This is a genomic window from Brenneria tiliae, assembly GCF_023347575.1.
Classification (GTDB): Bacteria; Pseudomonadota; Gammaproteobacteria; order Enterobacterales; family Enterobacteriaceae; genus Brenneria; species Brenneria corticis.
Window position 1 is genome coordinate 169,836 of the sequence record NZ_JAKPCB010000092.1, and the last position, 8,133, is coordinate 177,968.

Consider the following 8,133-nt stretch of genomic DNA (forward strand, 5'->3'; position numbering starts at 1 on the left):
CGCACGGTGGGATATATTATTCATTTTGGCTATTGATAGCAAATGCCTATCGTTGCTATTCTATCCATCGTCACTTGCTATCACAATAAGGAGAATAATAAATGAATATTCGGGATCTGGAGTATCTGGTGGCGTTGGCAGAACATCGTCATTTCCGGCGCGCCGCGGATTCTTGCCACGTTAGTCAGCCAACGCTCAGTGGACAAATCCGTAAGCTGGAAGATGAATTAGGCGTTATGCTGCTGGAGCGGACCAGTAGAAAGGTGCTGTTTACTCAGGCGGGTTTATTGCTGGTTGAACAGGCGCGCACCGTATTACGTGAAGTCAAGGTGTTGAAAGAGATGGCCAGCCAGCAGGGTGAAACCATGTCAGGGCCGCTGCATATCGGCCTGATCCCGACGGTGGGACCTTACCTGCTGCCGCAAATCATTCCCATGCTGCACCGCACTTTCCCCAAGCTTGAAATGTATCTGCATGAAGCACAGACCCATCAGCTGCTGGCGCAGTTGGACAGCGGCAAGCTGGATTGCGCCATCTTGGCGTTGGTGAAAGAGTCTGAAGCCTTTATCGAAGTCCCCCTGTTTGACGAACCGATGAAACTGGCGATTTATCAGGGGCATCCCTGGGCCAACCGCGAGCGGGTGGCGATGGCCGACCTGTCCGGCGAGAAATTGCTGATGCTGGAAGACGGACACTGCCTGCGCGATCAGGCGTTGGGGTTCTGTTTTCAGGCCGGAGCGGACGAGGACACGCATTTTCGCGCCACCAGCCTGGAAACGCTGCGCAATATGGTGGCGGCGGGCAGCGGCATCACGTTATTGCCGGCGCTGGCGGTGCCCCATGAACGTGAGCGTGACGGCGTCTGCTATCTGCCCTGCTACAAACCGGAGCCGAAGCGCACCATCGCTCTGATTTACCGCCCCGGCTCGCCGCTGCGCGGGCGCTATGAGCAACTGGCCGATACCATCCGCGAGCATATGCAAATCTATATGGATGCCGCGTCAGAACAGGCGGTTTAACCCATTTAGCGCGGCAACCCGGTAGGCTTCCGCCATGGTTGGGTAATTGAAGGTGGTATTAATGAAGTATTCGATAGTATTACCTTCACCTTTCTGTTCCATTATCGCCTGCCCGATATGAATAATCTCGGCCGCGCGCTCGCCGAAACAGTGAATGCCCAGAATCTGTTTCGTCTCGCGGTGGAATAAGATCTTCAGGCTTCCCACGTTCATGCCGACAATCTGCGCGCGCGCCAGATGTTTGAACTGCGCCCGCCCCACTTCATAGGGGACTTTCATCGCCGTGAGCTGCTGCTCGGTTTTCCCCACGGAGCTGATTTCAGGAATGGTGTAAATTCCGGTGGGAATATCTTCGATCAGATGGGCGTTGGCATCGCCTTTGATGATGGCCTGTGCGGCAAGGCGGCCCTGATCGTAAGCCGCGGAAGCCAGACTGGGGTAGCCAATCACGTCGCCGACGGCGTAAATATGCGCCAGCCCGGTCTGATACAGGCTGTTGACGTTAAGTTGTCCGCGGCTGTCGGTACTCAGGCCGATCTGTTCCAGACCGAGCGTTTCGGTATTGCCGGTGCGGCCGTTGGCGTACAGCAGACAGTCAGCCTTCATCTTTTTACCGGACTTGAGGTTGACGATAACGCCGTCTTCCACCCCCTCGATGCTTTCAAACTCTTCGTTATGGCGGATCACCACGCCGTTATTCCAGAAGTGGTAGGACAGGGCATCCGACATCTCCTGATCGAGGAAGGCCAGCAGGCGATCGCGGGTATTGATCAGATCAACCTTGACGTTAAGGCCGCGAAAAATGGACGCGTACTCGCAGCCAATCACCCCGGCGCCGTAGATAATCACATGTCTGGGTTCGTGGTCGAGCTGCAGAATGGAGTCGCTGTCGTAGATGCGGGGGTGGTCAAAGTCGACCGTTGCGGGGTGGTAGGGGCGTGAGCCGCTGGCAATGATGATATTGGCCGCGGTCAGCGTGTCGTGGGTATTGTCCGGATAATGCACCGCAAGGGTATGGGCGTCGATAAACCGGGCCTCGCCGGAGAACAACGCGCACTGGTTACGTTCATAAAACCCCTGGCGCATCTGGGTTTGCTGGCCGATTACGCTATCGGCGTGGCGCAGGATATCGGAAAAGGAGGAACTGATAACGCGGGCGTTATCGCTGTAGAGCGGGTTCTGGTTAAATTCAATAATACGGCTGACGGCATGACGCAGCGCTTTGGAAGGGATGGTTCCCCAATGGGTGCAGCCGCCGCCGACATTATAGTGCCGTTCAATCACCGCTATTTTGGCGCCCTGTTTGGACAATCCCATGGCGGCGCCTTCACCCCCCGGGCCGGAACCGATAACGATGGCGTCATAATCGAATTGCTGTTGTAGGGTCATAATCGGATAACCTGTTTGTACAAAACAATAACGTGATTGTAACATTTCCCGTGCGGGATCCCAATCATCCTGGTATTTATTGTGGAAACCTATTATCACATTTTTAATATGGCAAAGTTTGTCGCGCTATGTTGACAATAAAGTTTGCTATAGTGCCTTTCTGGAAAGGAGAGCAGATGGTTTGGGCAGGATAATGGGTGTCAGAGCACAACAAAAAGAACGGACGCGTCGTTCCCTTATTGAGGCGGCGTTCAGCCAGTTAAGCGCCGAGCGCAGTTTTGCCAGCCTGAGTTTACGTGAAGTCGCCCGGGAAGCCGGTATTGCGCCGACATCTTTCTACCGCCACTTCCGTGATGTGGATGAGCTGGGGCTGACGATGGTGGATGAAAGCGGGCTAATGTTGCGCCAGCTGATGCGCCAGGCGCGGCAGCGGATTGCCAAAAGCGGCAGCGTAATCAAAACCTCCGTCTCGACCTTTATGGAATTTATCGGCAATAACCCAAATGCTTTCAGATTGTTACTACGTGAGCGCTCAGGGACTTCCGCTGCTTTCCGTGCCGCGGTCGCGCGTGAGATTCAGCATTTTATCGCCGAACTGGCGGATTATCTGGAAGTCGAAAATCATATCCCGCGCAGTTTTGCGGAAGCGCAGTCGGAAGCGATGGTGACCATCGTTTTCAGTGCCGGAGCGGAAGCGCTGGATGTCGGACCGGAACAGCGAAGACAGCTGGAAGAGCGCCTGGTATTGCAACTGCGCATGATTTCCAAAGGCGCCTATTACTGGTACCGCAAAGAGCAGGACAATCGCTCGGGCGCAGCGTAAATTTTAGATATATACAGGTATTGAGAAGAGAAAAGGCATGACAGAACAATCCTATCATCGGGAAAAAGGTACGCTGCTCCTGGCGCTGGCCGCGGGCCTATCGGTTAACGGCTCATTCGCCGCGTTGTTTAGCGCCATCGTCCCCTTTTCGATATTCCCTCTGCTTGCGCTGATTTTATCCGTCTATTGCCTGCACCAGCGCTATATGAACCACAGCATGTCCGAGGGCACGCCTCTGCTGGCGGCGGCCTGTTTTCTGCTGGGGTTGCTGCTTTACAGCGCCATTGTCCGCGTTGAGTACCCCGCCATCGGCTCAAACTTCGTGCCCTCGATTCTCTGCGTGGTATTGGTATTCTGGATCGGCCTGAAGCTGAAAGCCCGAAAATCCGTCAAAGAGAGCGATACTCCCGAGGCATAATGCCGGTGCGGCATCGAGCTACCGACGCCGCTCCAACAGCACGCCGCACTCCATATGATGGGTGTAGGGAAACTGGTCAAACAGCGCCAGCCGGCTGATTTGATGCGTTTCCGTCAGCGTTTGCAGATTATGACACAGCGTTTCCGGATTGCAGGAAATGTAAAGAATACGCGGATAAGCCTGCACCAGCCTGACCGTTTCCTCGTCCAGCCCGCTGCGCGGGGGATCGACGAAAATGGTTTCGCAGCGATAGCCCGTCAGGTCGATGCCCTGTAAGCGCTTGAATTGACGCACGCCGTTGATGGCCTGGGTAAACTCTTCCGCCGCCATACGAATAATCTGTACGTTATCAATATGATTGGCCGCAATATTGTATTGCGCGGCCGCCACCGAGGGCTTGGCGATTTCCGTCGCCAGCACGCGATCGAAATTGCGCGCCAGCGCCAGTGAGAAGTTGCCGTTGCCGCAGTACAGCTCCAGCAAATCCCCGGTTGAATCTTGCGTTGCGTCCAGCGCCCACTCCAGCATATGGATATTCACCGCCGCGTTGGGCTGGGTGAAGCTGTTTTCAACCTGACGGTAAATCATCTCGCGCCCGGCGACGGGCAGGCGTTCGTCAACGTAATCCCGTTCCAGGCAAATCTTGGTTTTGGTCGCCCGGCCAATCAGCTGCAGCGCAAACCCCTGCGCGCGCAACGCATCGCGCAGGGCGACGGCATGCCGCCGCCATTCTTCATCCAGCGGACGGTGATAGAGCAGGGAAACCACCGCCTCGCCGCTCAGCGTCGACAGGTAGTCAATCTGGAACAGTTTGCGCCGCAGGACAGGGTTGGGGCGCAGCGCCTCGATTAATGCCGGCATCAGCCGGTTTATCAGTTCACTGGCCGCGGGAAAGCTATCGACGCGAATACGCTGTTTGGTCTGCTGATCAAACATAATGTGATAGATATCGTCACCGTCGTGCCAGATGCGAAATTCGGCGCGCATGCGGTAATGCTGAACGGGCGAGCGGAACACCACAGGCTCCGGCGCCCCGAACGGCGCCATCATCCCGCGCAGGCGTTCTGTTTTTTGGGCGAGTTGATCGTCGTACCGATCAATGGGCAGGCATTCTGGCGTCATGGTTTTCTCGTCTGAACGGCATCTAAAAGAACGTTATTGGCCGGGAATTGTAGGGAATCCGGCCGGGATGTCCAGTTTTGTCGCGCGATCGCCCGGCAATGGAAATGGAAGTCTAGACATCTGCGTAAGGCGATCGTAGCATGATTGTCCGGCCTCGCAGCATGAGTTAAAAGGGAATCCAGTGCAAATCTGGAGCTGACGCGCAGCGGTAAGGGTAGTCCGGGCGATAGCATATATGCAGACACTGTCATTAATGATGGGAAGTCATCGTCCTTTGTTGTTACGAATAAGCTGTTACGAATAGCAGTCGAGAATAAAAGTAACAACGGCCCCAAGCCCGAAGACCTGCCGGTATAACGTCGCAACGACCATGATCATCGCGTGCTATTCATCATGGTAATGCGGCATCCTTATATATGGTTTGGATGCTCGACTCATGCTTAATAAAACCATGCTGCTGACGGCGCTCTCTGTCACGGCTTTTTCCGCCTGGGCGCAAGACAATAATTCACCGCAAGAGAATGCCGATGAACTGGTCGTTACGGCGAACCGGTTCCCTCAACCCGTTTCCTCCGTTCTCGCGCCAATCGATATCGTTACCCGTGACGATATCGAGCGTTGGCAGGCGAAAAGCCTGACTGACGTAATGCGTCGTCTGCCGGGGGTGGATATCGCGCAAAATGGGGGGCGCGGGCAGTCAAGTTCAATGTTTATCCGCGGAACCAACTCAAGCCATGTACTTGTCTTGATTGATGGTATTCGCATGTCTTCTCCGGGGGTTACCGGCAGTGTGGATTTCAATCAGATTCCGATGTCGTTGATCCAGCGTATCGAGTATATCCGCGGACCTCGCTCAGCCGTTTATGGTTCCGACGCCATCGGGGGAGTCATCAACATTATTACCGAACAGGGCCAGGACGGCGCAAGGTTAAACGCGGGCTATGGTTCACATGCTTACCAGAACTATGACGGCGCCGTGCGCGGGCACGTGGGCGACGATACTATCGTCAGCGTGGCGGGAAGTTATGAAGCGACCCATGGATTCAATGTCTATCCTTCTTCGCCGTCGACAATTGATAGGGATAACGACGGCTATCGCAGCAAATCCTTCTGGGGCATGCTTGAGCAGCGTTTTTCCGAGAACGCCTCCGGCTTTTTCCGTGCTTATGGCTATGATAACAACACGGATTATGACCTCGCCTCCGCCTATCCGGGTAATGATAAGCGTTATTTGAATACGCGAAATTATGATGCCGGATTGAAATTTAACGAAGGAATATATTCCAGTCAGTTAACCGCCAGTTATCAAACGTACGACGATCTGAATTTCAATGATGTAATCGGGAAATATAACGGCACGATTACGCAGATTGAACAGCGTAGCCTGCAGTGGGGTAACGTGTTCAATCTCGGAAACGGCAGCCTGGGCGTCGGGGCCGACTGGCGCAATGAACGGGCTCAACCGGGTGGCACATCCGCATATACGCGAGCCCAGAGTCGCGATAACACAGGTGTATATCTTACTACTCAGCAACAGTTTGGTTCCGTAACGCTGGAAGGCTCGGTTCGGGGCGATGACAATCAACAGTATGGCCGACACGGTACCTGGCAGACGGGCGCGGCATGGGAATTTATTGAAGGCTATCGGGTTATCGGTTCTTACGGCACGGCGTTTAAAGCGCCAACGTTTGACAAGATATATGACACGGCGTACTCGCAAGGAAACGCCAATTTATCGCCTGAAGAAAGCAAACAGTGGGAAATTGGGCTGGAGGGGCTGAGCGGTCCTGTGAACTGGCGCGTTTCCGGATATCGTAATGAAGTTGATAATCTCATCAACTATCGCTCCATCAGCGCGACAACGGGCACATACGACAATATTGGCAAGGCGGTGATGACGGGAGCGGAATTTACCGCTGCCTACGATACAGGGTGGTTGTCGCATAGCGTCACTCTGGAATATTTGGACGCCAAGGATAAAACCACCAACAAAGCGTTGGCCCGACGGGCTCACAAGAAGGCGAAATACGAGCTTTCCACTACGCTGGACAAGGTAAATTGGTCTCTGACATGGATATATCAAGGTTCGCGTCCTGATACCAATTATGATGTTTTCCCCGCTCAACCCATAACGCTGGGGGGGTATAGTACGTGGGATCTCGCCGCCTCATATCCCGTCACCTCTCAGCTAACGGTTCGTGGTAGAATCGCCAACCTGTTTGATAAAGATTATGAGACGGCATATGGCTACCGTACGGCAGGGCGAGAATACTATCTCACCGGAAGCTATACCTTCTGACCTGCCATCCCGTCCCACGGTTCTGGTATTTGACTCCGGCGTGGGCGGGCTGTCTGTTTATGATGAGATCCGGCAGCTATTGCCGGATCTCCACTATATCTACGCATTCGATAACGAGGCTTTTCCCTACGGCGAAAAACCGCAGCAGTTTATTATCGAACGCGTCGTCAAGATTGTTAGCGCCATTCAGCAGCAGCACCAGCTGTCGCTGGTGGTGATTGCCTGCAACACCGCAAGCACCATTTCTCTTCCTGCCCTGCGTGAACGTTTCACTTTTCCGGTGGTAGGGGTGGTGCCGGCAATTAAACCGGCGGCGAAGCTAACGCGTAACGGCGTTGTCGGCCTGTTGGCAACCCGCGCCACCGTACAGCGTTCCTATACCCATGAACTGATCGCCCGTTTTGCAAATGATTGCCGGATATTATCACTCGGCTCTGCTGAACTGGTTGAACTGGCCGAGGCAAAGCTGCAGGGAGAAACCATCGCGACCGAAGATCTGCAAAAAATCTTGCGGCCATGGCTGCGGCTGGCGGAACCGCCAGACACGGTGGTGCTGGGGTGTACCCATTTTCCTTTATTAGCGCAGGAACTGCGTCTGGCGTTGCCGGATGGCACCCGGCTGGTGGATTCGGGTTCGGCCATTGCCAGAAGAACGGCATGGCTGGTGGCCAATTTTGAAGCGGCGCACCTTTCAACGGAAAAGAATCTGGTTTATTGCCTGGCGATTACGCCGAAAGTTGCCACGCTCTGGCCGGTATTGCAGCGTTATGGGTTCTATTCGCTGGAAAAACTACCGCTTTAACGTGGTTATGGGTAAATAGTAGGCGCTTGATTCTTTTTTTGCATTTAGCCCTTGTAAGCCGGCGAGAACTCCCTATAATGCGCCTCCACTGACACGGCAACGGCGGCAACGCGGTTGTGATGACGGTAGGAAGTCAGGCAATAATCACTTGACTTCACAGCGGAATTGCATAACATATGCGGCCCGCGCCACGGCGTAACGTGGCACTGCTCTTTAACAATTTAATCAGACAATCTGTGTGGGCACTCACAAGACGATATC

At 54.3% G+C, this 8,133-nt stretch carries 7 protein-coding genes and 1 riboswitch; of the genes, 5 read left to right on the forward strand and 2 right to left on the reverse strand.

Annotated elements, in window-relative coordinates; translation table 11 throughout:
* Nucleotides 1–101: 101 nt before the first annotated feature.
* The gene (gene oxyR / locus MFP24_RS06935; protein ID WP_249229712.1) at nucleotides 102–1,019 is read left to right on the forward strand and encodes a DNA-binding transcriptional regulator OxyR; all 918 of its coding nucleotides are present in this window, start codon (nucleotides 102–104) and stop codon (nucleotides 1,017–1,019) included.
* Here oxyR and sthA read toward each other — a convergent pair.
* Nucleotides 1,002–2,408 carry a Si-specific NAD(P)(+) transhydrogenase gene (gene sthA / locus MFP24_RS06940; protein WP_249229711.1) on the reverse strand — a complete coding sequence of 469 codons (1,407 nt, stop codon included), beginning with the start codon at nucleotides 2,406–2,408 and terminating at the stop codon, nucleotides 1,002–1,004. The genes oxyR and sthA overlap by 18 nt on opposite strands.
* Before the next feature lie 190 nt (nucleotides 2,409–2,598).
* On the opposite strand from sthA, the gene fabR reads away from it, so the two are divergent.
* Nucleotides 2,599–3,231, forward strand: a complete 633-nt coding sequence (fabR, locus tag MFP24_RS06945; RefSeq protein WP_168197613.1) for an HTH-type transcriptional repressor FabR — start codon at nucleotides 2,599–2,601, stop codon at nucleotides 3,229–3,231.
* A gap of 37 nt (nucleotides 3,232–3,268) precedes the next feature.
* Complete coding sequence (locus tag MFP24_RS06950) at nucleotides 3,269–3,649, forward strand: YijD family membrane protein (RefSeq protein WP_249229710.1); 381 nt, start codon at nucleotides 3,269–3,271, stop codon at nucleotides 3,647–3,649.
* Between the two features lie 18 nt (nucleotides 3,650–3,667).
* On the opposite strand, the gene trmA is transcribed toward MFP24_RS06950, so the two are convergent.
* The gene (trmA, locus tag MFP24_RS06955; protein ID WP_249229709.1) at nucleotides 3,668–4,771 is read right to left on the reverse strand and encodes a tRNA (uridine(54)-C5)-methyltransferase TrmA; all 1,104 of its coding nucleotides are present in this window, start codon (nucleotides 4,769–4,771) and stop codon (nucleotides 3,668–3,670) included.
* A gap of 132 nt (nucleotides 4,772–4,903) precedes the next feature.
* Nucleotides 4,904–5,138: riboswitch (cobalamin riboswitch) on the forward strand.
* 69 nt (nucleotides 5,139–5,207) lie between these two features.
* On the opposite strand from trmA, the gene btuB reads away from it, so the two are divergent.
* Both btuB and murI read left to right on the forward strand, forming a co-directional pair.
* A complete protein-coding gene (gene btuB, locus MFP24_RS06960; RefSeq protein WP_249229708.1) occupies nucleotides 5,208–7,070 on the forward strand; it encodes a TonB-dependent vitamin B12 receptor BtuB in 1,863 nt (620 codons plus the stop codon).
* Nucleotides 7,015–7,872, forward strand: a complete 858-nt coding sequence (gene murI, locus MFP24_RS06965; protein ID WP_249229707.1) for a glutamate racemase — start codon at nucleotides 7,015–7,017, stop codon at nucleotides 7,870–7,872. The genes btuB and murI overlap by 56 nt, the downstream gene beginning before the upstream one ends.
* Nucleotides 7,873–8,133 lie beyond the last annotated feature (261 nt).

Excerpts from the sequence above, each read along its gene's own strand:
- MFP24_RS06950 (WP_249229710.1), top strand. The coding sequence starts at position 3,269 with ATGACAGAACAATCCTATCATCGGGAAAAAGGTACGCTGCTCCTGGCG.
- trmA (WP_249229709.1), bottom strand. The coding sequence starts at position 4,771 with ATGACGCCAGAATGCCTGCCCATTGATCGGTACGACGATCAACTCGCC.
- btuB (WP_249229708.1), top strand. The coding sequence starts at position 5,208 with ATGCTTAATAAAACCATGCTGCTGACGGCGCTCTCTGTCACGGCTTTT.
- sthA (WP_249229711.1), bottom strand. The coding sequence starts at position 2,408 with ATGACCCTACAACAGCAATTCGATTATGACGCCATCGTTATCGGTTCC.
- murI (WP_249229707.1), top strand. The coding sequence starts at position 7,015 with ATGGCTACCGTACGGCAGGGCGAGAATACTATCTCACCGGAAGCTATA.
- oxyR (WP_249229712.1), top strand. The coding sequence starts at position 102 with ATGAATATTCGGGATCTGGAGTATCTGGTGGCGTTGGCAGAACATCGT.